Source organism: Actinacidiphila glaucinigra, assembly GCF_900188405.1.
Taxonomy (GTDB): domain Bacteria; phylum Actinomycetota; class Actinomycetes; order Streptomycetales; family Streptomycetaceae; genus Actinacidiphila; species Actinacidiphila glaucinigra.
Window position 1 is genome coordinate 146,339 of the sequence record NZ_FZOF01000003.1, and the last position, 26,000, is coordinate 172,338.

Annotated in this window: 25 protein-coding genes; 5 read left to right on the plus strand and 20 right to left on the minus strand. The window is 72.9% G+C overall.

Annotated features, from left to right (window positions below; translation table 11 throughout):
- Positions 1-2 precede the first annotated feature (2 nt).
- The 13 genes from CHF15_RS07405 to CHF15_RS07465 all read right to left on the minus strand — a co-directional run bounded on the left by CHF15_RS07405 (position 3) and on the right by CHF15_RS07465 (position 13,755).
- Entirely contained in the window at positions 3-740 is a 738-nt protein-coding gene (locus CHF15_RS07405) for an SAM-dependent methyltransferase (RefSeq protein ID WP_089222827.1), read from the minus strand.
- A 405-nt stretch (positions 741-1,145) separates the two neighbouring features.
- A complete protein-coding gene (locus CHF15_RS07410) occupies positions 1,146-2,357 on the minus strand; it encodes a cytochrome P450 family protein (protein WP_089222828.1) in 1,212 nt (403 codons plus the stop codon).
- 81 nt (positions 2,358-2,438) lie between these two features.
- Entirely contained in the window at positions 2,439-3,416 is a 978-nt protein-coding gene (locus CHF15_RS07415; RefSeq protein WP_089222829.1) for a sugar kinase, read from the minus strand.
- A gap of 9 nt (positions 3,417-3,425) precedes the next feature.
- Positions 3,426-4,316 carry an SMP-30/gluconolactonase/LRE family protein gene (locus CHF15_RS07420; RefSeq protein ID WP_089222830.1) on the minus strand — a complete coding sequence of 297 codons (891 nt, stop codon included), beginning with the start codon at positions 4,314-4,316 and terminating at the stop codon, positions 3,426-3,428.
- Entirely contained in the window at positions 4,313-4,948 is a 636-nt protein-coding gene (locus CHF15_RS07425) for a bifunctional 4-hydroxy-2-oxoglutarate aldolase/2-dehydro-3-deoxy-phosphogluconate aldolase (RefSeq protein ID WP_089222831.1), read from the minus strand. Before CHF15_RS07425 ends, CHF15_RS07420 begins: the two co-directional genes overlap by 4 nt.
- A 26-nt stretch (positions 4,949-4,974) precedes the next feature.
- Positions 4,975-5,772, minus strand: a complete 798-nt coding sequence (locus CHF15_RS07430; RefSeq protein ID WP_089222832.1) for a hypothetical protein — start codon at positions 5,770-5,772, stop codon at positions 4,975-4,977.
- Positions 5,766-6,911, minus strand: a complete 1,146-nt coding sequence (gene dgoD / locus CHF15_RS07435) for a galactonate dehydratase (RefSeq protein WP_089222833.1) — start codon at positions 6,909-6,911, stop codon at positions 5,766-5,768. Before dgoD ends, CHF15_RS07430 begins: the two co-directional genes overlap by 7 nt.
- Positions 6,908-7,669 carry a FadR/GntR family transcriptional regulator gene (locus CHF15_RS07440; protein WP_089222834.1) on the minus strand — a complete coding sequence of 254 codons (762 nt, stop codon included), beginning with the start codon at positions 7,667-7,669 and terminating at the stop codon, positions 6,908-6,910. The genes dgoD and CHF15_RS07440 overlap by 4 nt, the downstream gene beginning before the upstream one ends.
- Positions 7,670-7,718: 49 nt before the next feature.
- Positions 7,719-8,477, minus strand: a complete 759-nt coding sequence (locus tag CHF15_RS07445; RefSeq protein WP_089222835.1) for an SDR family NAD(P)-dependent oxidoreductase — start codon at positions 8,475-8,477, stop codon at positions 7,719-7,721.
- Between the two features lie 55 nt (positions 8,478-8,532).
- A complete protein-coding gene (locus CHF15_RS07450) occupies positions 8,533-10,644 on the minus strand; it encodes an alpha-galactosidase (RefSeq protein ID WP_089222836.1) in 2,112 nt (703 codons plus the stop codon).
- Positions 10,641-11,564, minus strand: coding sequence for a carbohydrate ABC transporter permease (locus CHF15_RS07455; protein ID WP_245938713.1), 924 nt, complete (start codon positions 11,562-11,564; stop codon positions 10,641-10,643). Before CHF15_RS07455 ends, CHF15_RS07450 begins: the two co-directional genes overlap by 4 nt.
- Positions 11,564-12,460 carry a carbohydrate ABC transporter permease gene (locus CHF15_RS07460; RefSeq protein ID WP_089222837.1) on the minus strand — a complete coding sequence of 299 codons (897 nt, stop codon included), beginning with the start codon at positions 12,458-12,460 and terminating at the stop codon, positions 11,564-11,566. The genes CHF15_RS07455 and CHF15_RS07460 overlap by 1 nt, the downstream gene beginning before the upstream one ends.
- Before the next feature lie 2 nt (positions 12,461-12,462).
- Complete coding sequence (locus CHF15_RS07465; protein ID WP_089222838.1) at positions 12,463-13,755, minus strand: ABC transporter substrate-binding protein; 1,293 nt, start codon at positions 13,753-13,755, stop codon at positions 12,463-12,465.
- Positions 13,756-14,356: 601 nt separating this feature from the next.
- On the opposite strand from CHF15_RS07465, the gene CHF15_RS07470 reads away from it, so the two are divergent.
- Positions 14,357-15,178, plus strand: coding sequence for an HAD family hydrolase (locus CHF15_RS07470; RefSeq protein ID WP_089222839.1), 822 nt, complete (start codon positions 14,357-14,359; stop codon positions 15,176-15,178).
- Positions 15,179-15,245: 67 nt separating this feature from the next.
- Here the strand turns inward: CHF15_RS07470 and CHF15_RS07475 are convergent, their stop codons facing one another.
- From CHF15_RS07475 to CHF15_RS07495, 5 genes are all read right to left on the minus strand, one after another.
- Positions 15,246-15,671, minus strand: a complete 426-nt coding sequence (locus tag CHF15_RS07475) for a guanyl-specific ribonuclease (protein WP_089222840.1) — start codon at positions 15,669-15,671, stop codon at positions 15,246-15,248.
- An 87-nt stretch (positions 15,672-15,758) separates the two neighbouring features.
- Complete coding sequence (locus CHF15_RS07480) at positions 15,759-16,682, minus strand: LysR family transcriptional regulator (protein ID WP_089222841.1); 924 nt, start codon at positions 16,680-16,682, stop codon at positions 15,759-15,761.
- Positions 16,683-16,686: 4 nt separating this feature from the next.
- Entirely contained in the window at positions 16,687-17,880 is a 1,194-nt protein-coding gene (locus tag CHF15_RS07485; protein WP_089222842.1) for a glycine C-acetyltransferase, read from the minus strand.
- A gap of 62 nt (positions 17,881-17,942) precedes the next feature.
- Positions 17,943-18,971, minus strand: a complete 1,029-nt coding sequence (tdh, locus tag CHF15_RS07490; protein ID WP_089222843.1) for an L-threonine 3-dehydrogenase — start codon at positions 18,969-18,971, stop codon at positions 17,943-17,945.
- A gap of 249 nt (positions 18,972-19,220) precedes the next feature.
- On the minus strand, positions 19,221-19,703 hold the full coding sequence (locus tag CHF15_RS07495) for a peroxiredoxin (RefSeq protein ID WP_089222844.1): 483 nt from the start codon (positions 19,701-19,703) through the stop codon (positions 19,221-19,223).
- A 107-nt stretch (positions 19,704-19,810) separates the two neighbouring features.
- On the opposite strand from CHF15_RS07495, the gene CHF15_RS07500 reads away from it, so the two are divergent.
- Positions 19,811-20,413 carry a TetR/AcrR family transcriptional regulator gene (locus CHF15_RS07500; RefSeq protein WP_089222845.1) on the plus strand — a complete coding sequence of 201 codons (603 nt, stop codon included), beginning with the start codon at positions 19,811-19,813 and terminating at the stop codon, positions 20,411-20,413.
- A 105-nt stretch (positions 20,414-20,518) separates the two neighbouring features.
- Here CHF15_RS07500 and CHF15_RS07505 read toward each other — a convergent pair whose 3' ends face one another.
- Positions 20,519-21,334, minus strand: coding sequence for an AIM24 family protein (locus CHF15_RS07505; RefSeq protein ID WP_089222846.1), 816 nt, complete (start codon positions 21,332-21,334; stop codon positions 20,519-20,521).
- Positions 21,335-21,367: 33 nt separating this feature from the next.
- Positions 21,368-22,639, minus strand: a complete 1,272-nt coding sequence (locus tag CHF15_RS07510) for an ROK family transcriptional regulator (protein WP_089222847.1) — start codon at positions 22,637-22,639, stop codon at positions 21,368-21,370.
- A 139-nt stretch (positions 22,640-22,778) separates the two neighbouring features.
- On the opposite strand from CHF15_RS07510, the gene CHF15_RS07515 reads away from it, so the two are divergent.
- From CHF15_RS07515 to CHF15_RS07525, 3 genes are read left to right on the plus strand one after another with little or no spacing between them, the layout of a single operon-like run.
- Complete coding sequence (locus CHF15_RS07515; RefSeq protein ID WP_089222848.1) at positions 22,779-24,095, plus strand: ABC transporter substrate-binding protein; 1,317 nt, start codon at positions 22,779-22,781, stop codon at positions 24,093-24,095.
- A 14-nt stretch (positions 24,096-24,109) separates the two neighbouring features.
- On the plus strand, positions 24,110-25,120 hold the full coding sequence (locus CHF15_RS07520) for a carbohydrate ABC transporter permease (RefSeq protein ID WP_089222849.1): 1,011 nt from the start codon (positions 24,110-24,112) through the stop codon (positions 25,118-25,120).
- A complete protein-coding gene (locus tag CHF15_RS07525; RefSeq protein WP_106435098.1) occupies positions 25,113-25,973 on the plus strand; it encodes a carbohydrate ABC transporter permease in 861 nt (286 codons plus the stop codon). The genes CHF15_RS07520 and CHF15_RS07525 overlap by 8 nt, the downstream gene beginning before the upstream one ends.
- The last annotated feature ends 27 nt before the right edge of the window (positions 25,974-26,000 follow it).

The following is a 26,000-nucleotide window of genomic DNA, read 5'->3' on the forward strand; positions in this document are numbered from 1 at the left end:
GGTCAGGAGGTCGTGCGGCGCAGCAGCAGCGTGACGAAGCCGAACCTGCCGCGGTAGCCGTGCAGCCACTCGGCGCGGTGGACGGCGGCGGCTTCGAGGGCGGCGCCGCTGTCGGGGTCGCCGGGGTGGTCCAGGGCCCACTCGGAGAGGGAGCCGGTCCAGGACCACTCGTAGTCGTCCCACTCGCGGACGGTGCTGACATGGGCGAGAACCGGGGTCCAGCCGTCCGCGACGATCCGGTCCACGGTGCTCGCCAGGTCCTCGTACTCCCCCAGCATGTCGACGAGGTCCGGGGTCGGTTCGCGCTCCCAGAAGCCGTCGCCGACGAGGACGGCACCTCCGGTGGCAAGGTGGGCGCGGGCGGCGGCGAGGGTGGGCAGGAGGCCGCCGAATGCGTGCGCGGCGCCGACGCTGAGGACGAGGTCGAAGGGGCGCTTCGTGGCGAAGTCGCCCGCGTCCTGTTCGTGGAGGGTCAGCCGGTCGCCGACGCCGAGCGCGGCGGCCTCGCGGGCCGCCTTCCGCAGTGCGCCGGTGTCCAGGTCGACGCCCTCCGCGGTGACGCCCGGGTGGCCGTCGAGGGCCCGCAGGAGCCAGGCGGCCTCCCCGCAGCCGAGGTCGAGGATGCGTTCGTCGCCGCGGCGCAGCGCCCTGCCGAGGAGACGGCGCACCACCGCGTCGTCGAGCGGCGCGGCGATGGGGTGGTGGGTGTGTGCGATGCGTGAGATGCGGCGACGGTCCATCGGCGCAGCTTCGCAGGACGGGAGGTTCACCGCATCCGGTTAATTCGGCTCGGGCGTGCAACGCGATCCGCGGCGGTGGCGGTTTCCCATTTCGCAGGGCTGTTACAGCGAGCGCGGCCGTCACGGCGGCAGGGCCGTCAGGGCGGCAGGGCCGTCAGGGCCGCCACGGGGGAAGGGACATCCGGCATGGACAGGAAGATCGTCGGGACGGCGGGCCGGTGCGGTCCACCGCTACGGGCCCTGCTCCGCGCGTGGCGCGCCGAACGCCCCGTGGACGCGGACCGGGTCGCGGTCCACGCGGTGCCCGCACCGGCCCGGCCCGTCGGCGCGGCCGGCGGTGTCGTCGGATTGCGGCGGCCGCCGCGGGGTGGCCTTCCCCTCGGCCGCCGCCGGGAACCGGCCGTGCTAGGCGCCGGGCGTGCCGGAGCCGGTGGGCGTGAAGCGCACGGGGAGCCGGCGTACACCGCGCATCAGCATGCCGGGCAGCCAGTCCAGCTTCACGGGATCGGCGTCGAGGGCGAGGTCGGGGCAGCGCTCCAGGAGGGCGCGGACGGCGACGCGTCCTTCGAGCCGGGCGAGCGGGGCGCCGAGGCAGAAGTGCAGGCCGTGCCCGAAGGCGACGTGGCCGCGGGTGTCCCGGCGGATGTCGAAGCGGTCCGCCTCGGGGAAGCGGCCCGGGTCGCGGTCGGCGGCGGCCAGGGCGACGAGGACGGGTTCGCGGGCCGGGATGACGGTGCCGGCGACGTCGACCGGTTCCGTCGTGAAGCGGAAGGTGGCGGTCTCCACCGGGCCGTCGTAGCGGAGCATCTCCTCCACGGCGCCGTCGATGAGGCCCATGTCGGCTCGCAGGAGCGCCAGTTGGTCCGGATGGGTGAGCAGCGCGCGGACACCGTTGGAGATCAGGTTGACCGTGGTCTCGTGTCCGGCGATCAGCAGCAGGAAGGCCATGCCGCTGAGCTCGGGGCGCGAGAGCCGGTCGCCGTCCTCGGAGGTGGTGCGGATGAGCGCGCTCATCAGGTCGTCGCCGGGCGCGCAGCGCTTGTCCTCGATCAGCTCGTGGAGGTAGGCCGCCAGTTCCTCGAAGGCGCTGCGCTCGGCCTCCGGTCCGGTCGGGGCGACGACCTCGTTCGACCAGGCCCGGAAGGCCTCCCGGTCCAGGTCGGGGACCCCGAGCAGCTCGCAGATGACCGTGATGGGCAGCGGGTAGGCGAGCGCCTCGACGAGGTCGGCGGTGCCGTCCGGGCGGGCCAGCATCGCGTCGAGCAGCCCGGTGGTGATCTCCTCCACGCGCGGCGCCAGTTCCTCGACACGGCGGCCGGTGAACTCCCTGGCCACCAGCTTGCGCAGCCGGGTGTGCTCGGGCGGGTCGGAGACGAGCATGTGGCGGCCGAGGAGTTCCTCGTCGTAGGACAGCCAGCCCAGTGCGCGGGAGTCCTTGGCGAACCGGGTGTCGGCGAGCGCGGCCCGGGCCTGGTCGTGGCCGACGATCAGCCACAGCTCCCCGACGTCGGCGGTGCGCACGCGGTGCACGGGCCCCTTCTCGCGGAGCCTGGCGTAGAAGGGATAGGGATCGGCGGTGAACTCCTCGCCGTAGACCGTGAGATCGACCGTGTCCATGTGTCGCACGGTAACCCGGGGGCCCGGCGCGACACGTCACCCTGCGGGACGAGACACCCCGGACGGTCTCATCCGAAGGACTCAGCCGATCGTGGCGGCACGCCAGGTCTTCTCGTCCGCCTCCAGGAGCGAGGCGACGAGAGCGGCGTCCGGCAGGGGTCCGTGGTCGGCGGCGACGCGCAGGGCGGAGGCCGCCGTCAGATGGCCGAGCCGAAGGGCGCGCTCCACGGGCAGGTCCCGCAGCAGACCGCTGAGGAATCCGGCGGCGAAGGCGTCCCCGGCGCCCACCGGTTCCGCCACCCGGACGGTGAGGGCGGGCACGGTGTGGGCGTCCGTCCCGGTGAAGGCCGTGGCCGCGTGGGATCCGTCCTTGACGACGAGGACTCCGGGCCCGGGCAGCAGTTCACGGACCGAGCGGGCGTCGGTGATCCGCTCGCCCCACAGTGCCTGGGCCTCGTCGAGGCCCACGAGGACGATGTCGGCCCGGTCGGCGAGCGGCCGCAGGACGTCGGCGGCGGAGCGGCCGGTCCACAGCGCGGGGCGGTGGTTGACGTCGAAGCTGACGGGCCACGGGCGGTCGGGGCGCAGCGCCCGTTCGACGAGGGCGTGGCAGCCGGGCGACAGCGCGGGCGTGATGCCGCTGAGGTGGACGAGCGCGGCCCCGGTCAGTGCCGGGTCGTCGAGCACGTCCGGGGTGAGCGCCGAGGCGGCGGACCCCGCGCGGTGGTAGTGGACGCGGGTGCCGTGCGCGCCCGGGTCCTTGAGCAGGAGCCCGGTGGGCCGGGCGGGGTCGGTGCGCACCCCGGCGACATCGACGCCGCCCGCGGCGATCCGCGCTCGGACCCGCCGGCCGAAGGGGTCGTCGCCGACCGCGGAGACCCATCGGGCGGGGATGCCGTGGTCGGCGAGGTAGAGCGCGACGTTGGACTCGGCGCCCGCGATGTCGACGCGCAGCAGGTCCGCGTCGTCCAGCGGCCCGAGCGGGTCGGGGGCGAGGGCGGCCATCGTCTCGCCGACGCAGACCACGGGTCCGGGTCGCAGCGTCCGGGGGGTGCTCATGGTGGCTTCCTAGGGGGTGTCGGCGCGGTCCGCCGGACGGTACGCGGCGGCCGGTTTGCCGGGCACGTCCACCCGGACGGCGAAGACGGCGCCGTCGAGCGGTCCCGGGGCGGCAAGGCCGATGTGCGCGCTGGTGACGAGGAGGGTCCGGCCGTCGGGGCCGCCGAGGCAGAGCCCGGCGGGCTGTCCCGCGGGCAGGTCGACGATCCGGTCGAGGCTGCCGTCAGGGAGGTAGCGGTGGGCCTGCCCGGTGCCCCAGACGGCGGTCCACAGCCCGCCCTCGCTGTCGGTGGTCATGCCGTCGGGGCTGCCCTCGGCGACGGTGACGAAGGTCTCGGGGGTGCCGAGGTCGCCGCTCGCGGGGTCGACGGGGTAGCGCCGGATGACGCCCCGGGCGCTGTCGGCGAGGTACATGACGGTGCCGTCGGCGGTGAAGGCCGGGCCGTTGGGGATCGTGACGTCCCGCAGCACGCGGGTGACGCGGCCGTCGCGGTCCAGGCGGTAGAGCGAGCCGGCGTCCGCGGTGGTGTCGTAGGCCATGCTGCCCGCCCAGAAGCGGCCGTGCGGGTCGGCGACGCCGTCGTTCATCCGCATCGGCACCGGGGCGTCGTCCTCGGGGCGGGCGATCCACTCGGCCCGGCCCGCGGGGTCGATGCGGCAGATGCCGGTGCCCGCGGCGGCGATCCAGTGGCCGGGGCAGCCCTCCACCGGCGCCACCGCGCCCAGCGGGAAGGGGAGTTGTGCGACAACGGTGTGCGGGGAGGCGGGGCCGTCGGCGGCGGCGAGCAGCCGGCCGCTGAGGATGTCGGTGAGCACGGCGCGGCCGTCCGTCCAGCGGATGCCCTCGCCGAGTTCGAGGCGGTCGGTCCCCAGGACCGCAGGGGGCACGGTCGCGGTCACGGACGGGCCTCCGCGCGGACGACGTCCAGGAAGGTGCGGGCCCGTTCACGCAGGGCCGTGACGTCGCCGCCCTCTGCGGCGTCACCGATCAGGGGCGATCCGACGCCGACGGCGACGGCGCCGCCCCGCAGGTACTCCGCGGCGGCCTGCGCGTCCACTCCGCCCACGGGAACGAACGGCAGTTCGGGGAAGGGGCCTCGCAGATCCCTCAGATAGCCGGGGCCGCCGGCGCTGCCGGCCGGGAACAGCTTGAGGGCGTCGGCGCCCAGCCGCAGCGCCTGGAGGATGTCGGTGGGGGTCATCACCCCGGCGAGGACCGGGAGTCCGAGTTCCCGCCCGGTGGCGATGCCGTCGCTGACCGCGGGGGTGACCAGGAAGGTGGCACCGGCCTTGTGGGCGGCCCGTGCGTCGTCCGCGCTGAGCACGGTTCCGGCCCCGAGGGTCGCGTCCGGGCCGAGCGCGGTCCGCGCCCGGGAGATGACGTCGAGCGCGTCACGCCCGCTGAGGGACACCTCGATGAGGGTGATCCCCTCCTCGACGAGGGTGAGCACGGTGGTCAGCGCGGCGTCCGGGTCGCTGCCGCGGACGATGGCGAGCAGCCGGTGGGCACGCAGCGCGGCGAGCAGATCCATCCGACATCCCTTCTGGTGATGGGGGTTCAGGGGCGGCGGGTCGCGGTGACCGTGAGCCGCCAGACGACCTCGCCGGAGGGCGGGACGACGACCGTGTCGCCGTCCTCCGCCCCGGCGCGGTCGAAGACGCGGCCGAGCATCGGCTCGACGCCGATCGACCGGTACGGCGCGTCCTGGGGGAAGCCGCCGAGGTTGCGCCACAGGGCGACCGCGACGGGAAGGCCGTCGGCCTCGACGGCCAGGTGCAGCGCGTCGGGGCCGTCGTGCACGGTCACGCCCGGGGTGAGGACGACCGCCCCGACGGCACTTCCGTCGTCCGGTCCGAGCCGGTCGAGGGGGATGCCCTCGACGCGCGGCCAGGCACCGGTGACCCAGCCCGCGCCCTCGTCCGGGTAGAGCCGGGTCTCCGTGCCCGCGTCGACGCCCAGCCAGGCGTCCGGGGAGAGTTCCAGCAGGGCGTGGGCGGCCCACACGAAGCGGTAGCCCGGTTCGGCGGTGAGCGTGTAGTCGGCGACGGCGGCCCCCGCCCGCGAACTCAGGCGCCGGGTCAGCCGGAAGTCGGGGCAGTCCGCGACCTCCGCGTCCCCCTCCCGGCGCCAGGGCCGTGACCAGGCGTCCCCGTGGTCGGGCAGCCCGCGCACGGTGGGTACGCACTCCTCCAGGCCGCCGGCGTCGGCGAAGGGGTCGCCGGGCCGGACCCCGGGGCGGCGGGGCTCGTCGCGGTGCCAGAGCCATTCGCGGCCGCCCGCGGTCAGCGAGGTCCAGCGGCCGCCGTGGTCCGGGTCGGTGACCACGGCGACCGGGACCCGGTCACCGGTCACCATTCGGCGAAGGAGCCGTCGGCGTGCCGCCACACCGGGTTGCGCCAGGAGTGGCCCGAACGGTCCGCGGCGCGGACCGCGTTCTCGTCGATCACGACGCCGAGCCCGGGCAGTTCGGTGCGGCGCGCCTGGCCGTCGACGAACCGGAAGGGCTCGGTGTCGACCAGGTAGGACAGCAGGTCGGCGTCCTTGTTGTAGTGGATGCCCCGGCTCTGCTCCTGGATCAGGAAGTTCGGCGTGGCGAAGGCGACCTGCAGGCTAGCGGCCAGCGCGATCGGACCGAGCGGGCAGTGCGGCGCCAGGTGCGCGCCGAACGTCTCGGCGAGCGAGGCGATCCGGGTGACCTCCGATATCCCGCCGGCGTGCGACAGGTCCGGCTGGGCCACGGCGATGCCCGCCGTCAGGGCCGGGAGGAAGTCCGCCCGCCCGTAGAGCCGTTCACCGGTGGCGAGCGGCACGGACGAGGCGGCGACCAGGCCCGGCAGCAGGTGCGCCTGCTCCGGCAGGACGGGCTCCTCGACGAACAACGGGTGCAGCGGGGCTATCTCGTGCAGCACGCGCCGCGCGTTGGCGGCGCTGAACCGTCCGTGGAAGTCGACCGCGACGTCCCGGTGCGGGCCGAGGGCCTCGCGGGCGGCCGCGACGCGCTGCACGACGGCGGCCGTCTCGGCCGGGCTGCCCAGCGGCGGGGTGCGCCCGGCGGCGTTCATCTTGACGGCCGAGAAGCCCGCCTCCACCTGGGCGTTGATCTCCTCCTTGAGCCGGTCCGGCTCGTCGCCGCCGACCCAGGCGTACACCCGGACCGAGTCGCGGACGGGGCCGCCGAGCAGGGTGTGCACCGGAACGCCGAGGGCGCGGCCGGCGATGTCCCACAGGGCCTGGTCGATGCCGGCCACCGCGCTGGAGAGCACGGGCCCGCCCCGGTAGAAGCCGCCCTTGCTGAGCACCTGCCAGTGGTCCTGGATCCGCAGCGGGTCCTGGCCCACGAGGTGCTCGGCGAGCACCTCCACGGCCGTCCGCACCACCTCGGCCCGGCCCTCCACCACCGGCTCGCCCCAGCCGACGACGCCGTCGTCGGTCTCGATGCGGCAGAACAGCCAGCGGGGCGGGACGAGGAAGGTCTCGACGCGCGCGATCTTCACTGTGCCTGGCCGTCCTTCTGCTCGGCGGAACCGTCCGCGCCCTCGGGCGCCTTCGGGCCGCTGACCTTGTCGAGATCGCGCGTCGCCTGGTCGAGCAGGGCGCGCATGGCGTGTTCCGCGGCGTCCGGGTCCCGGTCGCGCACGGCGTCGAGGACGGCCCGGTGGCTGGGCACCGGGTCCTCGCTGTGCGGGGCGCTGTGCACGAGCTGGTCACGCTGGGCCAGGCCCGACTCGATGACCATCTCCATGCGTTCCAGCAGTTCGTTGTGGGTGGCCGCGAGCAGCGCCCGGTGGAAGGCGAGGTCGGCCTCCACGGCGTGGTTCGCGCCGCTCTCCTCGCCCATGGCGGTCAGTGCCGCCTCCAGCGCCTCCAGATCGGCGTCGGTGCGGCGGGCCGCGGCCAGGCGCACGGCGGCCGGTTCGATGATGCCGCGGACCTCGCCGAGGTTGCGCAGCAGCGCGGTGTCGGCGCCGGTGCCGCTGCTCTCGGAGAACTGCCAGCGCAGCACGTCGGCGTCGAGCAGGTTCCAGTCCGAGCGGGGCCGGACGAACGTGCCGCGCTTCTGCCGCGCGTCGACCATTCCCTTGGCCGCGAGCACCTTCAACGATTCACGCAGAGCCGTCAGGCTGACGTCCAGCTCGCTCTGCAGGGCCGCCATGTCGAGCGTCGCTCCCTCGGGGATCTCGCCGCTGAGCACCCGGCGGGCGAGGGTCTCCACGGTCTGGCCGTGCACTCCCCGGCGCGCGTATGGCGTCATGTGTTTGCCTTTCTTACTGTTCGGTCGGTGGCCGGTGCGTTCTGTTCCGTCAGGCCGAGGCCTTGGTGACGCTCCAGCCCCCGTCCACGAGCAGGTTCGATCCGGTGATGTAGGAGGCTTCGCCGGCGGCGAGGAAGGCGACGGCGGCGGCGACCTCCTCGGGAGTGCCGAAGCGGCGGGCCGCGGTCTCGGCGACGCTCGACTCGCGGTCGGCCTCCGGGACGCGGTCCCAGGCGGCGGTCAGGATCGGGCCCGGCAGCACCGCGTTGACGCGGACGTCCGGGCCGTACTCGACGGCGAGCTGACCGCACAGCGACAGCAGGGCGCCCTTGCTCGCCGCGTACGCCGGGTGGCCGGGGATGCCGCGGTGGGCGTGGACCGAGGAGACCAGCACCACCGCCCCCTGGTGCTCGCGCAGATCGGGCAGCGTCGCCTTCACGCCCAGGAAGGCGCCGGTGAGGTTGACCGACAGCTGCCGTTCCCAGGAGGCCAGGCTGGTCTCGTGGGCCGGCGCGACCGCCACCGTGTACGCGTTGCTGACCAGGACGCCGACGGGCCCGAAGGTGTGGGCGGCGGTGATCACCCGCGCCCAGTCGTCCTCGTCGGCGACGTCGGCGGCGACGAACAGGGCACGGGCCCCCTCCTTGCGCAGCAGTTCGGCGGTCTCCTCGCCGCGTTCGGCGTCGATGTCGACGAGGACGACGGCCGCGCCCTCCGCCGCGAGGCGGGCCGCGCTTGCCGCACCGATGCCCGACGCGGCGCCGGTGACGACGGCGACGCGGTTGGTGAAACGGGCCGCTGGGTTCATGGGGTGGGACGTCTCCTGTTCGAGCGGGGGTGGGGGGAGGATTCTTCCGCTGTTGTCACTGCCGTGCCAGGACGGTCAACTCCGCGTCGTGTTCGGCGGTCCAGGCGAACGGCAGCCCGGAGTGGAGCAGGTACGCGCCGCTGTAGCGGGTGCCGGTGGCGGCGTCGGCGTAGACGGCGTCCGGTCGCAGCCCGCGCAGGCGGAGCCGGGCGGCCCGGCCGGGCACCAGGGGCGCTCCGTCGAGGAGGCCGGTGTTCCAGGCCGTCACCACCAGGCGGTCACCGCCCGGTTCCTCGTACTGGACGCCGCAGGTCGGGTCGGCGGGGCTGCCCAGCAGGTGGACCTCGCCGTGGTGGACGACGTCGCGGACCTCCTTGTAGCGGGCGATCCACCGCGCGGCCTCGGACCGCTGCCCGGGCGTCCAGTGGCGGATGTCGGCTCCGATGCCCAGCACGCCCGCCATGGAGTTGACGAAGCGGAAGGCGAGCGAGCGCGGCCGCGGGTCGAAGACACCGGGGGCGTCGGTGACCCAGGAACTCATGGTGTGCGGGGCGTGCGCGTGGAGGTATCCGTACTGGATGCGCAGCCGGTCCATGGGCGCGGTGTTGTCGCTGGGCCACACCACGTCGGTGCGGGCGATGGTGGCGTGCTCGACGCGCCCGCCGCCGCCCGCGCAGCCCTCGACGGTGACGTGGGGGTGGGCGGTGCGCAGGTGGTCCAGGACGCGGAGGTAGCCGGCGATGTGCGCGGCGTCGAGGTCCTGGTGCTCGGGGTCGGCGCCCGCCGGGTGGCCGGGGCGGCCGCGCTCGGTGGGCGGACGGTTCATGTCCCACTTGAGATAGCTGATGGCATGGGAGCCGAGCAACCCGTCGAGCGTGCCGATGACGAATTCCTGGACGTCCTCGCGTCCGAGGTCGAGCAGCAGCTGGTTGCGCACGAGCGTCGCGGGCCGGCCGTCGATCCGGTAGACCCACTCGGGGTGCTCGGCGTAGAGCTTCGAGCGGGGGCTGATCCCCTCGGGTTCGACCCACAGGCCGAAGTCCAGGCCGAGGGCGCGCACGTCCTCGACGAACCGGTCGAATCCGCCGGGGAATTCGGCCGGGTCCGGGTCCCAGTCGCCGAGGCCGCCGGTGTCGTCCGGCCGGCCGGTGAACCAGCCGTCGTCGACGACGAAGAGTTCGGCGCCGAGTTCGGCGGCGACCTTGGCGAGCTCCAGCTGGCCTTCGGCGTCGACGTCGAAGCCGGTGGCCTCCCAGGAGTTGTAGAGGACCTTGCGGGGCCGGTCCATGCGCTCGCCGGTCAGGTGCCGCTCATAGCGGTGCCAGACGCGGGCCAGGCCGTCGAGGCCGTCGGGGCTGAACGCGCAGGCCAGCCGGGGCGTGACGAGGGTGGCGCCGGGGGCGAGGCGGACGGCGCCCTCGTGGGGCACGCGGCCGGCCCGTACGCGCACCGCGCCGCCGGGCTCGGCGTCGGCGGTGATCCGCCAGTTGCCGGACCACTCCAGGGCGATCCCGTAGGTGGGGGTGGCGCCCTCGGCGGGGGCAGCGGCGTCCTGGATCGCGAGCCACGGGTGGTACGCGTGCCCGGCGGAGCCCTGGGTGCTCTCCATCTCGAAGCGCCCGCGCTGCACTTCCACGTCCCTGAGCTGGAACTCCTGGGACCACTGGCCGGCCAGGTAGGTCAGCCGCGCGCCGCCCTGGACGGGCACGTTGACGGCGGCGGAGTCGAAGCGCTCCAGCCGCACCTCGTCCTCGCCGGTGCAGGTCAGCTCCGTCCAGCGCAGGACGACGTCGGTGCCGGGCACCGTCTCGTAGTGCAGCGCGGTACGCAGCCCGAGGAGGTCGTCGGCGAAGTCCAGGCGCAGGGCCCGGTCGCCGTCCTGGGTGGCTCCGTCGAACCGCCACCAGCTGCCGCGGTCGCCGCCGGGGCGGGAGGCGACCAGGTCGGCCCCGGTGAACGGCCGCAGCCCGTAAGGGATGTACTCCGCCGGGGCGGCGTCCGCGGGGGTGATGAAGTGGGTGCGGCGCGACCAGTCCATGGGCGACGGCCCATCCTCGGCGCCGTGCGGCCCCCAGGCGGCGAGTTCGGCCCAGCGGCCGTCGCCGCCGAGGGTGACGGCGTAGGTGGTGGTGTCGGTGCGCAGCAGCCACCGGTCGTGCGCGGTCACTTGACGGCTCCGAGGTTGAGTCCGGCCACGAAGTGGCGCTGGAAGCGGAGGAAGACGGCCACAGTCGGGGCGGCGGCGATCACCGAGCCGGCCGCGATGACGTTCCACATGGAGACGTACTGGCCCTGCAGTCCGATGAGGGACGCGGTGATGGGCATCTGGGTGTCGGTGCGCAGCACCGTGATGGCCCACAGCAGGTCGTTGAAGATCCAGGTGAACGACAGGGCGCTCAGCGCGGCCAGCGCGGGGCGGGCCAGCGGCAGGATGATCCGCCAGTAGATCTGCCATGGGCCCGCGCCGTCGATGACGGCGGCCTGCTGGATCTCGCCGGGGATCGCCCGCATGAAGCCGTGCAGCACGAAGACGTAGAAGCCGACTCCGAAGCCGACCTGCACCCCGATCAGGGCGTACAGCTGGTCGTAGATGCCGAGCACTTCGCTGAGCTTGGAGACCGGGATCAGCAGGATCTGCGGGGGCAGCAGGTTGCCGCCGAGCATGAGCAGCAGCAGGACACGCCGGAACGGCAGGTCGTAGCGGCTGAGCCCGAAGGCGGCCATGGAGGCCAGGCCCAGGGAGAGCAGCACGCTGGGGATCGTGACCAGCAGGCTGTTGATGAGGGCGCGCTGCTGGCCGCCGTCCACCCACGCCTGGCGGAAGCCGTCGAGGGTGAAGGAGTGCGGCCAGCTGCCGACGCCGTGCGCGGCGATGTCGTCGAAGGTCCGGGTGCTGGTGACCAGCACGAGGACGATCGGCAGCAGCCACAGCGCGGACAGCAGGCCCGCGGCGAGGTGGAAGCCCGTGGTGCGCAGGGCACGGCCGCGCAGGACGGACCGGCGGGGCGCCGCGGCCGGAACCTTGGCGGTCCGGCCGTCGCCGTCGGACGGTTCCTCGACGCGCGCGGCGGCGTGGGTGGCGGTCATCAGTCGGCCTCCCGGAAGGCGCGCACGAGGTAGCTCGCGATGACGCCGAAGGCCAGCACGAAGATGACGACGGCGAGCGCGGAGCCGTATCCCAGGCGCAGGGACTGGAACGCGGTGGAGTACATGTAGGTGCTCAGCAGTTCGGAGGAGTGGTACGGGCCGCCGCGGGTGAGCGCCCAGACCACGTCGAACGAGCGCAGCGAGTCGATGACGATCACCGACAGGACGACCGCGTTGACGCTGCGCAGCTGCGGCAGCGTGATGTGCCGGAACTGCTGCCAGCGGGTGGCGCCGTCGACCTTTGCCGCCTCGTACAGGGCGGGGTCGACGCCCTTGAGGCCGGCCAGGTACAGCACCATGACGTAGCCGACCTGCCGCCACAGCGCGGGCACGATCACCGCGTAGAAGGCGGTGTCCTGGTCGGCGAGCCAGGCGTGCTTCCAGCTGCCGAGGCCGACGCCGTCCAGCACGTTGTTGATCAGGCCGTCCGGCTGGTACATGGCCTGCCAGACCAGCGCGGTGGCGACCAGCGAGAAGACCACCGGCAGGAAGAGCGCCGCCCGGTAGAACCCGACGCCGCGCCGCTCCTGCTGGAGCAGCAGCGCGGCACCGAGTCCCAGGGCGGCGGAGAGCCCGCCGAAGAGCACCAGCCACAGCACCGTGTTGATCGCGGCGGTGCGGAAGACCGGGTCGTGCACCATCTCGCTGAAGTTGCCGAGGCCCACGAACTTCGGGGCCGCCAGGCCGTCCCAGGAGGTCAGGGACAGGTAGAAGCCCTGGAGGGCCGGCCAGAAGACCCAGAAGGCCTCGGCGAGCAGCGGGATGAGGACGAAGGCCAGGACCACCGGGGGCACCCGGGTGGCCCTGGACCGACGTGTGGAGCCGATCAGCGCCATTGTCACTGGCTCCAGATCTTCTGTGCGCTGCGCTGCCACGTGGTGAGGATGGAGCCGATCTGCTTGGGCTTGGCCAGGTAGTGCACCAGCGCGGTGTCCGCGGTCGGCTGGAGGGCGTCGCTGGAGTCGCGGTTGAAGAACTGCGTCACGTCGGCGGCGCTCTCGATGAGCTTGCGGCCCTTGACCACCAGCGGGGTGCCCGCGTCCTTGGCGTCCGGGTGGGTGGGCAGCGCGGTGCCGGAGGAGTTCTTGAGGTAGAGCTCCTGCGCCTCAGCGCCGGCCAGGTAGCTCAGCAGCTCCTTGACGCCGTCGGCGCGCTTGCTGCGGGCGCTGGCGAAGTACCCGTCGGTGGGCGCCTCCTCGGCGACCGGCACCTTGGGGTCGATGATCGGGAACTGGAAGAAGTCCAGGTCGCCCAGGGCGTCCTTCGGCGCGGCATCGGCGAAGAAGGTGCCGATGAGCATCATGCCGGTCCGGCCCTGCAGCAGGGCAGTGGTGGCGTCCTGGAACGGTATCGCCGTGCCGTTGGGGTCGAAGTACGGGCGGGCCTCGTCCCACGTGTCGAAGACCTTGCGGACCTCGGGGTCGTCGAAGCGGTGCTTGCCCGCGAGCAGTTCGCGGTGGTACGTCGCACCGTTGACGCGGATGTTGAGGTAGTCGAACCAGGCGGAGGCCACCCACGGGGTGTCGCCGCCGGCGCCGAGGCCGATCGGGGCGACGCCCTTGCTCTTGAGCTTGTCGCACAGGTCGAGGAACTCGTCCCAGTTCTTCGGCTCCTGGACGCCCCACTTGGCGAAGTTGGACTTCCGGTAGAACATGCCCCACCAGTAGTAGCTGGTGGGCACGAAGACCTTCTTGCCGCTGGAGGTCGAGGTGCACAGCTTCTTCAGGGCGTCGGAGTAGCCCGACAGCTCGGGCTTGCCCCAGATGTCGTCCAGGTCGAGGAGCAGGTCCTTCTTGGCGTACGACTCGGCGACGGAACCCGGGTACCAGGTGTAGATGTCCGGCGGGTTGGCCGAGGTGAGGTACGTCGGCAGCTGCGTGCGGAAGGTCTCCGACGCTACGGTGTTGAGCTTCGCCTCGGCCCCGCCGCTCTTGTTGAAGGCGGCCACGAGCTGCTGCATCGAGGTCTTCGCCTGCGGGGAGGAGAGGTTGGACTGCAGGGTCACCGGGCCGCCGGACTTTCCTCCGGAGGCGGACGGGCTCTGGGTGACGCAGCTGCTGAGCAGCGCGCCGGTGCCGACTGCGCCGGACACGGCGAGGAACCGGCGGCGGCTGGCGTTGAAGGCGGTCATATGTGCACTCCCTTGGTGCCCACGGAACGGAGCTGAGGCCCCCTGACGGCCCGGCTCTGGGTGCGGCAGGAAGAGCCTGTCGCAGGGGTCAGCGTCCCGTCAAGATTAATTACTAATTTATTTTCTGGAGGGTCCACCCTCGGGCCGAACAAGGCCCGGGGACACACCCATTGGTGCCGGATGGCACGGGTCGACGCAGGTGAAGCGGGGTGGAACGGGGTGGAACGGGTAAGGCCGGGTGCTGCGAGGCGCGGCGGGACGACGGTCGCGCGCGACTCAGAGCGCGGCCCGGTGGACGCGGCCGCCCACCTCACGGGAGGTGGCGAACGCGGCGAGCCGTCGTCCACGACAGCCGAAGGCCGCCACGGCCCGCCGCGGTCGCGCCGCGCCTGCACGATGCGAAGCCAATGGGTTCTCCCGGGAGTTGGGGGTACGGGACACCCCACTCCGGTCGTACCGGGCGTCGGTGCCACGGCGGAAACTGTGGCCGGACCCCCGAAGCCTGTCAATATTAATTGCTAATTAACTTAAAAACGCGATCTTCCGGTGACCTGGAAGGGGTCCCGGCACCCGGCCCCGCGGGGTTCCGTAGGATGCGGCGATGCCCCGCCCCCTCCTGGTCGCCACCGATCTCGACGGCACGCTCCTGCGCGACGACGGCACGCTCTCCGCCCGTACGCTGGACGCCCTGCGCGCCACGGCCGCCGCGGGCGCGGAGGTCGTCCTCGTCACCGCCCGGCCGCCCCGGTATCTCGACGCCCTGGCCGCCGCCACCGGCCTCACCGGGACCGCGGTGTGCTCCAACGGCGCGATCGTGTACGACATCGGCAGCCGCACCGTCACGGGGTCCACCCCGCTCGCCGCCCCCGTCGCGCGGAGCGTCGCCGCCGCCCTGCGGGACGCGGCGCCCGGCGTCGGCTTCGCCGTGGAGACGGGCCATCATCTGCGCTGGGCCCCGGGGTACGGGCACCACCTGCCCGAGGACGCGGACGCCGAACTCCCCGTACGCTCCCTCGCCGAACTGTGGACGGCCCCTGGCCCCGTCGTGAAGCTGCTCGTCTGGTCCCCCGCGCTCGACGCGGACACCCTGCTGGCCGTCGCGGAGCGCGCCGCGGGCGGCGGGGCCCAGTTCACCCACTCCGGCGGCCGCGGCCTGCTGGAGGTCAGCGCCCGCGGCGTCACCAAGGCGGCCGCCCTCGCGGCCCTGTGCGCGGACCGCGGCATCCCGGCCGAGCGGGTCGTCGCCTTCGGCGACATGCCCAACGACCTGCCCGTCCTCACCTGGGCGGGCACCGCCTGCGCCGTCGCCAACGCCCACCCGGCCGTGCTCGCGGCGGTCCCCCACCGCACGGCCTCCAACGAGGACGACGGTGTGGCCCGCGCCCTGGAGCGGCTCTTCGGGGCAGGGGCGGGGGAGCACTGACACACCGAAGGGCGGCGCCCGGTGGGACCTGCCGGGCGCCGCCCCGGGGACGGTGGACCGGGCCGCGTCAGCAGCCGTGGTCGATCAGGTCGAACGTCACATAGTGGTCGCTCGTGTAGTAGTCCTCGTCGGCACCCTGGCCGGTGACGATCCGCCGGGCGCCGCGGGTCGAGGAGCCGGGCGTCTTGACCGTGTACTCGTGGTAGTAGCCGTTCGCGTGGGCGGGCAGCACGCCCTCGCGGTTCTGGAAGACCGTCCCGTCCTGCGGGTACGGGAACGGGCCGCCCTGGTCGATCAGCCGCAGCGTGGTGTGGGCCTGGGACGGCAGGTCGGAGTAGCAGATGTCACCGGCCGACGCGGCCGCGACGACCGCCGCGGCCGTGGTGCCGGCGGGCGCCGGGGCGGCGGTGGCGACGGCGGGGCCGCCGACGAGAAGGGCCGAGGCGAGGGCGCCCAGGGCGCCGATGCGAAGGATCCGTGGGGGGATTCTCATGGACTCAGGATGACGCGCGTAGAGCCTGTCATGTCAACGACAATCACGGGATGTTCCCCGGGAGTTCACACCTTCCGGCCGCCTGCCTCAGTCCGTGCCGCCCGCGCCCTCCGCCGCCTCGCGCAGGGCCTCCAGGACCGGGCGGAGCAGGGGGTGCTCCTCGGCGCCGCGGCGGACGGCGGCGAAGACGCGGCGGGTGGCGACGACGTCGTCGACGGGGTGGACCGCGACGCCGGACAGGTCCATGTCGCGCAGGGCGCTGCGCGGGACGAGGGCCACGCCCGCGCCCGCCGCCGCGAGGGCGACGACCGCGCGGAAGTCGTCGGAGGAGTGCTCCAGGCGGGGCTGGAAACCGGCGTACTCGCAGGCGAGGACGACCACGTCGTGGCAGGGGTTGCCGGGGTACGGGCCGATCCAGGTCTCGCCGGCGAGGTCGGCGACGCGGACGGAGCCCGTCCCGGCGCCGGCGAGGGGGTGGCCCGACGGGAGGACGGCGTCGAAGGGCTCGGCGTACAGGGGGACGCGGGAGAGCCGCTGGTCGTCGGCGCGGGGGGCGCCGCGGTACTCGACGGCGACCGCGATCTCGGCGCGGCCGTCCAGCACCATGGGCAGCGACTCGTCGCCCTCGGCGTCCCGGACCCGGACCCGGATGCCCGGGGCGGTGCCGGCCAGGGCGGCGATGGCCGGGGCGAGCACCAGTGCGATGCCGGTGGCGAAGGAGGCCACGGTCACCTCGCCGGCGGCACCGGAGGTGTAGGCGGCCAGCTCGGCCTCGGCCCGTTCGAGCTGGGCGAGGACCGTGTTGGCGTGGGCGAGCAGGATCTCGCCGACGGGGGTGAGCTGGACACCGCGGCCGCCGCGCTCCAGCAGCCGGTGGCCGGTCTCGTGCTCCAGGGCCGCGAGCTGCTGGGAGACCGCGGAGGGGGTCAGATACAGCGCCGCGGCCGCGGCGGTCACCGTACGGTGGTCCGCCACGGCCCGCAGGGTCCGCAGCCGTCGTGCGTCAATCACCCATTCATCCTGCCAGGGCATCGCGCGCGGCGATGAATGCGTCCACCGCCTTCTCGACGTCCGCGGTGGAGTGCGCGGCCGACAGCTGGACCCGGATGCGGGCCTTGCCGTGGGGCACGACGGGGTAGGAGAAGCCGATCACGTAGACGCCGTGCTCCAGCAGCAGCTCCGCCATGCGGCCGGCCTCCGAGGCGTCGCCGATCATGACCGGCGCGATCGGGTGCTCGCCGGGCAGGATCTCGAAGCCGGCCTCGGTCATGCGCGAGCGGAAGAGCGCGGTGTTCTCCGCGAGGCGGGTGCGCAGGTCCTCGGAGTCCTCGATCAGGTCCAGGACCTTGAGGGAGGCGGCGGCGATGACCGGCGCGAGGGAGTTGGAGAACAGGTACGGGCGGGAGCGCTGGCGCAGCAGCGCGACGATCTCCGCGCGGGCCGCGACGTAGCCGCCGGAGGCACCGCCGAGGGCCTTGCCGAGGGTGCCGGTGAGGATGTCGACACGGTCCATCACGCCGTGCAGGGCGTGGGTGCCGCGGCCGCCGGGGCCGGTGAAGCCGACGGCGTGCGAGTCGTCGACCATGACCATGGCGTCGTAGCGGTCGGCGAGGTCGCAGATCTCGTCCAGCGGCGCGATGTAGCCGTCCATCGAGAAGACACCGTCGGTGACGATGAGGCGGCGGCGGGCGTCGGACGCCTCCTTGAGGCGGGCCTCCAGCTCGGCCATGTCGCGGTTGGCGTAGCGCAGGCGGCGGGCCTTGGACAGCCGGATGCCGTCGATGATGCTGGCGTGGTTGAGCGCGTCGGAGATGACGGCGTCGTTCTCGTCGAGGAGGGTCTCGAAGACGCCGCCGTTGGCGTCGAAGCAGGAGCTGTAGAGGATCGTGTCCTCGGTCCCGAGGAAGGCGGACAGCCGGGCCTCGAGCTCCTTGTGGACCTCCTGGGTGCCGCAGATGAAGCGGACGGACGCCATGCCGTAGCCCCAGCGGTCCAGGGCGTCCTTGGCGGCGGCGGTGACCTCGGGGTGGTCGGCCAGGCCGAGGTAGTTGTTGGCGCAGAAGTTGAGGACGTCGCCGGGGGCGCCCCCGCCGGTGACCGAGACGGAGGCGCTCTGCGGGCTGCCGATCACGCGCTCGGGCTTGAAGAGTCCGGCCTCGCGGATCTCGTCGAGGGTGCCGCGCAGGTCGTCGCGGACGGAGTCGAACATCGGGGTTCTCCCTGGGAAGCTGCGGGTGGTACGGGTGGGCCGTGCCCCGGGGGCCGGGAGGGTCAGGCGGTCCAGTCGAGGACGACCTTGCCGCAGCGGCCGCTCGCCGCGTCGTCGAAGGCGGCGTCGAAGTCGCGGTAGGAGTAGCGGCCGGTGACCACGGGGGCGATGTCGAGGCCGCCCTCCAGCAGCACGGACATGGCGTACCAGGTCTCGAACATCTCGCGGCCGTAGATGCCCTTGATGGTGATCATCGACGTGACGATCTTGGCGAAGTCGACAGAGAAGTCCTCCGAGGGCAGGCCGAGCATCGCGATGCGGCCGCCGTTCGTCATGTTGGCGATCATGTCGCGCATGGCCTCGGGGCGGCCGGACATCTCCAGGCCGATGTCGAAGCCCTCGCGCAGGCCGAGCTTGCGCTGGCCTTCGGCGATGCTGGTCTCGGCGACGTTGAGGGCGAGGCTGACGCCGACCTTGCGGGCGAGTTCCAGGCGGTACTCGCTGACGTCGGTGATGACGACGTTGCGCGCGCCGGCGTGCCGGGCGACGGCGGCGGCCATGATGCCGATCGGCCCGGCGCCGGTGATCAGCACGTCCTCGCCGACCAGCGGGAAGGACAGGGCGGTGTGGACGGCGTTGCCGAACGGGTCGAAGATCGCCGCTATGTCGAGGTCGACGGGGACCCGGTGCACCCACACGTTGGACGCGGGCAGCGCGACGTACTCGGCGAAGGCGCCGTCGCGGCCGACCCCGAGGCCGATCGTGTTGCGGCACAGGTGGCGGCGGCCGGCCAGGCAGTTGCGGCACTTGCCGCAGACGAGGTGGCCCTCGCCGCTGACGAGGTCGCCGGTCGTGATCTCGGCGACGTCGGAGCCGACGGCCGCGACCTCGCCGACGAACTCGTGACCGAGCACGAGCGGGGTGGTGACCGCCTGCTGGGCCCAGCCGTCCCAGGCACGGATGTGCAGGTCGGTGCCGCAGATCCCGGTACGGAGCACCTTGATGAGGACGTCCCCGGGACCGATCTCCGGCTCCGGGACGTCCCGCAGCCACAGGCCGGGCGCGGCCTTCTCCTTCACCAGTGCCTTCACTCTTGCGACTCCTGCCGGCAGACGAGGGGTGGCCCGGCCCGCGCGGGGGGACGCGGACCGGGCACGAGGGAACCCGGGCGGAAGCGGCGGCGCCCGTCGGCGCCGGCTCGCGCGTTGCGCCGGGCAGACAGCAATCTGCCCGGCTTCGAGCGTTCAGTCCATCGATCTTTTCTTAAGCTCGGCAACAGCGCAGCTTCACGCTCGGCCGGAAGGGCGACACAGACCGCCGCCGACCGGCGTCGCGGCGGCTCAGCGCCGGCCGAGAGCGGCCAGCTGCGCGGTGATGGTGTCGGTGTCCTGGAAGGTCAGACCGATGCGGGCGACGTGCTTCCAGCGCACCAGGCCCTCCGCGTCCACGATGAAGACCGAGCGCTTGAGGCCCAGGCCCGGCATGGTGACGCCGTAGGCCTTGGCCACCGTGCGCTCGGTGTCGGCGAGCAGCGGGAAGCGCAGGTCGCGCTTGCGGGCGAAGTGCTCGTGGCTGTCGAGGTCGCTGAAGTTGACGCCCCACACCGTCGCCCCCAGGTCGCGGAAGCGGTCCAGGTCGGAGGTGTAGGAGCAGAGCTGCTTGGTGCACACGGCCGAGTCGTCCCCGGGATAGAAGGCGAGCACGACGGGGGCGCCGCGCTGCGCGGACAGGGAGTACGCGCCGCGCTCGGCACCCGATCCGTCGAGCAGGACTCCCTGGAGGGTGAAGTCGGGGGCGGGGGTGCCGATCTCGGGCACGGGCATGGGGGGTCCTCTCACAAGGGGGTGGCTCGGCGGGTCCGGAGAACTGCGAGACAGAACGTTCGTTCTTGCCGCGACGCTACGCGGTGCCGTCCGCTACCGTCAAGGACATGAGTGCCCCTCCCGCCGTTCCCCTCGTCACGTTCGCCGCCGCGGACGCGCCGCCGCGCGACCGCATCCTGGCCACCGCGGCCCGGCTGTTCTACACCGAGGGCATCCACGCGGTGGGCATGGACCGGATCGTCACGGAGGCGTCCACCACCAGGGCGACGCTCTACCGGCACTTCCTGGGCAAGGAGCAGCTCGTCCTGAGCTACATCCAGGCCACCGACGAGCAGATCCGCGCCTTCACCACGGCGGCGCTGGAGGGTCTGGGCGCCCGGGAGGCCCTGGCGGGGGTGGCCGGCGCGCTCGGCGACCAGTTGTGCTCGCCGGGCTTCCGCGGCTGCCCGTTCCTCAACGCGGCCGCGGAGTACCCGGACCCGGCCGACCCCGTCTCGCGCGCGATCGTGGCCCACCGGGACTGGCTGCGGGGGCTGGTCGCCCGGCTGCTCGCCGAGGCGGGCGCCCCCGAGGCCGCCGAGGACGCGGCGACGCTGATGATGCTGCGCGACGGCGCCGTGATGACCGCGGCGCTGGGTGACGCGGACGCGGTACGCGCCTCCCTGGACCGGGCGGTCCGGCACGTCCTGCGCTCGGCCGGGGTGGGGTGAGCGCTCCCGGCACGGCGCGGCCCGGCGCGGCCCGGGGCCGCCCGGTCGGCGCCGGTCGGCCTCCGCGGCGTGCGGGCCCCGCGCAAGGCAGCCTTCCGGCCGGGCTCAGCCGGCGTGGGTGGAGAACAGCCCGCCGGTCGGGCCCTGCTTGTCGCCGCCCTGGGCCTTCTTCAGGGCGTTGGCCAGGCCCTCGATGGTCATGGACTGCAGGATGACGCGGCCGTCGCCCTCCAGGGTCGCCAGCGACAGCCCCTCGCCGCCGAAGACGGCGTTCATGATCCCCTGCCGGTTGAGCCCGCCGATGCGCTGCACGCCGTAGCGGACGCCGTCCTCGAAGGCGACGATGCAGCCGGTGTCGACCTCGATGCGGCCGCCGAAGTCGGCGGGGTTGAGGTCGATGAAGTTGCCCGCGCCCGCGATGATCACCGTGCCGCGGCCGGTGAACTTCTCCAGGATGAAGCCCTCGCCGCCGCTGGTTCCCGTGCGGCCGCCCTGGAAGGCGATGCCGAAGTCGACGGTCGACTCGGCGGCCACGAAGGCGTCCTTCTCCGCGTACCAGGCGCGCGAGCCGTCCAGTTCCAGGGCGCGCATCTCGCCGGGCAGGACGCCCGCGAATCCGACGGTGCCCTCCCCGCCGCTCGCGCTGAAGTACTGGAAGGCGATGCTCTCGCCCGCCAGCATGCGCTGGCCGACCTGCATGGCCGTGCCCATCGCCTGGCGCAGCATGCCGCCCATGCCGCCGCCCGCCGCGCCGCCCTGGTCCTGGCGCTGGGCGCCGGGGCCGGCCAGCCGGGTGTCCATGCTCACGTTCGCGGTCTTGAACAGGAACTTCCCCGCCTCGCAGTAGACGGTCTGGCCGGGCTGGAGGGTGCACACGGCCATCTGCATGGCGTTGCCGACGATCTGCTGCTTGAGGGTCACTGCGCTGCTCCGGGTGTCTCGGGGTGCTCTCGTTCAGACGGATGTACCCGACAACGAACGACCCGGACGATTCGATTCCGATTGCTCCTCCGGCCGTGCGGCGGGGGCGGGCGGGCGGCCGCCGGCGTCGAGGAAACGGGCGAGGGGCAGAGTGGCGGCGCCGACCGTGACGGCGTCCGTCCCGAGCCGGCCCAGTTCGATGGAGGTCTGGGCGCAGGGGTGGTGCAGCGCGTAGGCGGCGGTGGCCTCGCGGACGGCGTCCAGCAGCCGGGGGCCGATCATCAGCCCGGTCCAGCCGGACAGCACGATGCGCTCGGGGTTGAAGAGGTTGACGAGGTCGGCGATGCCGGCGCCGAGGTACTCGGCGGCCTCGTCGAGCAGCGCGACGGCGGCGGCCTCACCGGCCTCGGCGGCGGCGAGGAGGGCGGCGATCGCGGACTCCTCGCTCACCCCGGTGGGCGCGTCCCAGCGCTCGATGAGCGCCTCGGCGCCCACGTAGGCCTCCAGGCAGCCGCGGGCGCCGCAGCGGCAGAGCCGCCCGCCGACCTGGAGGGTGGTGTGGCCCCACTCCCCCGCGCTGCTGCTGGCGCCGCGGTAGGGCTTGCCGTCGGCGACCACGCACGCGCCGACCCCGGAACCGAGCAGGGCGATCACGGCGTTGCGGGCGCCGCGGCCGGCGCCGAACCACATCTCGGCCTGGCCGAGGGTCTTGGCGCCGTTGTCGATGTGCAGCGGCAGGGCGGTGCCCTCGGCGAGCAGCGCGCCCAGGGGGACGGCGTCCCAGCCGATGGTCTGGCCGTGGACGACCGCGCCGGCGCCGCCGGTGCCCTGCTCGACGATGCCGGGGACGCCGATGCCGACGCCGAGCACGAGGGCGGGGTCGACCCGGGTGTCCTCCAGGACGACGGAGAGGCCGTCGAGGATGAGCTGGACGACGAGGGCGACGTCGTGGCCGCTGTCGGCCAGCGGGCGGTCGGTGGAGGAGAGTTCGGCGAGGGCGAGATCGAAGAGGGTGACGCGGACCCGGGTCTCGCCGACGTCGACGCCGATGAGGAAGCCGTGCCGGGGGGCGACCTTGAGCATGACGCGGGGGCGGCCGCCGTCGGACTCGACGGAGCCGGCCTCCTCGACGACGCCGTCGGCGATGAGCTCGGCCACGACGTTGCTGATGGAACCTGTGCTCAGTCCCGTGTCCCTGGCCAACTCCTGACGGCTGAGGGGTCCTTCGAAGTACAGGTGACGCAAGAGCGCCGAACGGTTGCCCCGCCGCAGGTCGCGTACGGTCCGCTTGCCTCGGTCTGCCATGGTGCTCCCTCCCCGGCTGAATCTATCGCTGCGCCAAGTCTTGACGCCAGGTTTTCTCAGACGTTAAATCACGCCTTGAATTAAGGCGTGACGTTCTTCACTTCCCGAAGGCACCCACCCTGGAGAGGGATCCCCGGTCATGCACATCACCCGTACCACGGCCGCCGCGACGCTCGCGGCCGCTCTCATCGCCTCCGCCACCGCGTGCGGCGGCGGCTCCTCGACCGACGGCAGCGGCAACGGCAGCCCCAAGGAGCTCACCTACTGGGCCAGCAACCAGGGCGCCAGCCTCGAGGCCGACAAGGCGACCCTGACACCCGAGCTCGAGAAGTTCGAGAAGCAGACCGGGATCAAGGTCAAGCTCGAGGTCATCCCGTGGTCCGACCTGCTCAACCGGATCCTCGCCGCGGCCACCTCCGGCCAGGGCCCCGACGTCCTCAACATCGGCAACACCTGGTCCGCCTCGCTGCAGGCCACCGGCGCCCTGCGCCCCTTCGACGCCAAGGCCTTCGACGCCATCGGCGGCAAGGACCGCTTCGTCTCCTCGGCCCTGGGCGCGACGGGCGCCGAGGGCAAGGACCCGGCCGCGGTCCCGCTGTACTCGCTGGCGTACGGCCTGTACTACAACAAGAAGATGTTCGCCGACGCGGGCATAGCCAACCCGCCCGCCACCTGGGACGAGCTCGTCGCCGACGGCAAGAAGCTCACCAAGGGCGGCAAGTACGGCCTCGCCGTCGAGGGCGGCAACCTCTCCGAGAACGTCCACCACGCCTTCGTCTTCGGCAAGCAGCACGGCGCCGACTTCTTCGACGCCTCCGGCAAGCCGACCTTCACCACCCCCGAGGCGGTCACGGCCGTCAAGCAGTACATCGACTTCATCGCCAAGGACAAGATCACGGCCCCCGGCAACGCCGAGTACGCCGCCAACCAGTCCGTCGCCGACTTCGCCACCGGCAAGGCCGCCATGCTGCTGTGGCAGGCCGCCGGCTCCTCGCTGAAGTCCCACGGCATGAAGCCCGAGGACTACGGCGTCGCCCAGGTGCCGTTCCAGACCGCGGGCGCCTCCGGCGACACCGCCGTGAACTCGATGGTCGCGGGCATCAACCTGGCCGTCTTCAAGAAGACCGACAACGTCGACGGCGCGCTGAAGTTCGTGAAGTTCATGACCAGCGACGACGAGCAGAAGCTCCTCAACGGCACCTACGGCTCGCTCCCGCCGGTCAAGGCCGCCCAGTCCGACCCGGCCTTCGCCACCCCGGACCTGAAGGTCCTCGCGGACGCGCTCGCCAACAGCGCGGCGCCGCTGCCGCAGGTCGCCAACGAGAGCCAGTTCGAGACCGCCGTCGGCACCGCGATGAAGGACCTGTTCGCCGACGCCGCCGCCGGGAAGCCGGTCACCACCGAGAGCGTCAAGGCCGCCCTCGAAAAGGCCCAGCAGCAGATGCCGGCGTCGTGAGCGTGAAGGAACCCATGACCGCCACCGTGCCGCCCGTCCGGCACAGCTCCAAGACGCCTTCCCCCGGCGGCCGGCGGGCCGCCGGGGGGAGGACCCCGCTGTCGCGGCTGCGCCTGCCGGCGCGGCTGCGGCGCGCGTCGCTCCCGTACGTCCTGCTTCTGCCGGCCCTCGCGCTGGAACTGCTCATCCACCTCGTGCCGATGGTCGTCGGCGTGGTGATGAGCTTCAAGGAGCTCACCCAGTTCTTCATCAGCGACTGGTCGGCCGCCCCCTGGAAGGGCCTGGACAACTACCGCGTGGCGGTGGACTTCAACGCCCCGGTCGGCGAGGACCTGCTCAAGTCCTTCCTCGTCACCTGCGAGTTCACGGTGCTGGCGGTCGGGCTGTCCTGGCTGTTCGGCACCGCCGCCGCGATCCTGATGCAGGACGCCTTCCGCGGCCGCGGGCTGCTGCGCGCGGTCTTCCTGGTGCCGTACGCGCTGCCGGTCTACGCGGCGGTGATCACCTGGTCGTTCATGTTCCAGCGGGACACCGGCATGATCAACCACGTCATCCACGACCAGCTCCACCTCACCGACGGCCGGCCGTTCTGGCTGATCGGCGACAACAGCTTCTTCGCGCTGGTGACGGTGTCGGTCTGGCGGCAGTGGCCGTTCGCGTTCCTGTGCCTGATGGCCGGTCTGCAGAACATCCCGCGCGAGCTGTACGAGGCGGCGGCGATGGACGGCGCCGGGATCTGGCAGCAGATCCGCAGGATCACCCTGCCGTCGCTGCGCCCGGTCAACCAGGTGCTGGTGCTGGTGCTGTTCCTGTGGACGTTCAACGACTTCAACACGCCCTATGTGCTGTTCGGGCGAGCCGCGCCGGACGCCGCGGACCTGATCTCGATCCACATCTACCAGTCGTCCTTCGTGACCTGGAACTTCGGCTCCGGCTCGGCGATGTCCGTGCTCCTGCTGCTGTTCCTGCTCGTCGTGACGGTGCTCTACCTGCTCGCCACCTCCCTGAGGAGGAAGGATGCCTGACGCCCGCAGCCCCATGGCCGCGCCGCGCTCCTTCGTGTGGACCCGGCGGATCGTGCTGACCGTGCTGACGGCCTTCGCGCTGGCGCCGGTGTTCGTCATGGTCGTCTCGTCGCTGAAGCCGCTGCAGGACGTGCAGGGCCCGTTCCGCTGGTTCCCCAGCGGCTTCACCCTGCGCCCGTACGCGGACATCTGGCACACCGTGCCGCTCGCCCGGTACTTCGTGAACTCGCTGCTCGTGGCGGGTGGGGCGACGCTGTGCTCGGTGGCGGTGGCGATCTTCGCGGCGTACGCCGTGAGCCGCTACGACTTCAAGGGGCGCCGCTTCTTCTCGGTGACGATCCTGTCCACCCAGATGTTCCCCGGCATCCTCTTCCTGCTGCCGCTCTTCCTGATCTTCGTCAACCTCGGGAACGCCACGGGCATCGCCCTGTACGGCAGCCGCGGCGGCCTGATCCTGACCTACCTCACCTTCTCGCTCCCCTTCTCCATCTGGATGCTGGCGGGCTACTTCGACTCGATCCCCCGGGACCTGGACGAGGCCGCCATGGTCGACGGCTGCGGGCCGCTGGGCGCGCTGTTCCGGGTGGTCGTCCCGGCCGCCGTGCCCGGCATCGTCGCGGTCTGCGTGTACGCCTTCATGACGGCCTGGGGCGAGGTGCTGTTCGCCTCCGTCATGACCAACGACACCACCCGCACCCTCGCCGTCGGCCTGCAGGGCTACGCCACGCAGACCGACGTGTACTGGAACCAGGTCATGGCCGCCTCGCTCGTGGTCAGCGTGCCCGTCGTCGCCGGGTTCCTGCTCCTGCAGCGCTACCTCGTCGCCGGGCTGACCGCCGGCGCCGTCAAGTGAGCCCCACCGCCCCTCAGCGTCACCCGA

Bases quoted from the DNA above. Each gene is read 5' to 3' on its own strand.
- CHF15_RS07445 (WP_089222835.1), bottom strand. From the start codon at position 8,477: ATGAACCCAGCGGCCCGTTTCACCAACCGCGTCGCCGTCGTCACCGGC.
- CHF15_RS07520 (WP_089222849.1), top strand. From the start codon at position 24,110: ATGACCGCCACCGTGCCGCCCGTCCGGCACAGCTCCAAGACGCCTTCC.
- CHF15_RS07515 (WP_089222848.1), top strand. From the start codon at position 22,779: ATGCACATCACCCGTACCACGGCCGCCGCGACGCTCGCGGCCGCTCTC.
- CHF15_RS07500 (WP_089222845.1), top strand. From the start codon at position 19,811: ATGAGTGCCCCTCCCGCCGTTCCCCTCGTCACGTTCGCCGCCGCGGAC.
- CHF15_RS07460 (WP_089222837.1), bottom strand. From the start codon at position 12,460: ATGGCGCTGATCGGCTCCACACGTCGGTCCAGGGCCACCCGGGTGCCC.
- CHF15_RS07440 (WP_089222834.1), bottom strand. From the start codon at position 7,669: ATGACGCCATACGCGCGCCGGGGAGTGCACGGCCAGACCGTGGAGACC.
- CHF15_RS07510 (WP_089222847.1), bottom strand. From the start codon at position 22,639: ATGGCAGACCGAGGCAAGCGGACCGTACGCGACCTGCGGCGGGGCAAC.
- CHF15_RS07465 (WP_089222838.1), bottom strand. From the start codon at position 13,755: ATGACCGCCTTCAACGCCAGCCGCCGCCGGTTCCTCGCCGTGTCCGGC.
- CHF15_RS07430 (WP_089222832.1), bottom strand. From the start codon at position 5,772: ATGGTGACCGGTGACCGGGTCCCGGTCGCCGTGGTCACCGACCCGGAC.
- CHF15_RS07475 (WP_089222840.1), bottom strand. From the start codon at position 15,671: ATGAGAATCCCCCCACGGATCCTTCGCATCGGCGCCCTGGGCGCCCTC.
- CHF15_RS07405 (WP_089222827.1), bottom strand. From the start codon at position 740: ATGGACCGTCGCCGCATCTCACGCATCGCACACACCCACCACCCCATC.
- CHF15_RS07415 (WP_089222829.1), bottom strand. From the start codon at position 3,416: ATGAGCACCCCCCGGACGCTGCGACCCGGACCCGTGGTCTGCGTCGGC.
- CHF15_RS07470 (WP_089222839.1), top strand. From the start codon at position 14,357: ATGCCCCGCCCCCTCCTGGTCGCCACCGATCTCGACGGCACGCTCCTG.
- CHF15_RS07455 (WP_245938713.1), bottom strand. From the start codon at position 11,564: ATGACCGCCACCCACGCCGCCGCGCGCGTCGAGGAACCGTCCGACGGC.
- CHF15_RS07495 (WP_089222844.1), bottom strand. From the start codon at position 19,703: ATGCCCGTGCCCGAGATCGGCACCCCCGCCCCCGACTTCACCCTCCAG.
- CHF15_RS07485 (WP_089222842.1), bottom strand. From the start codon at position 17,880: ATGTTCGACTCCGTCCGCGACGACCTGCGCGGCACCCTCGACGAGATC.
- CHF15_RS07410 (WP_089222828.1), bottom strand. From the start codon at position 2,357: ATGGACACGGTCGATCTCACGGTCTACGGCGAGGAGTTCACCGCCGAT.
- CHF15_RS07425 (WP_089222831.1), bottom strand. From the start codon at position 4,948: ATGGATCTGCTCGCCGCGCTGCGTGCCCACCGGCTGCTCGCCATCGTC.
- CHF15_RS07525 (WP_106435098.1), top strand. From the start codon at position 25,113: ATGCCTGACGCCCGCAGCCCCATGGCCGCGCCGCGCTCCTTCGTGTGG.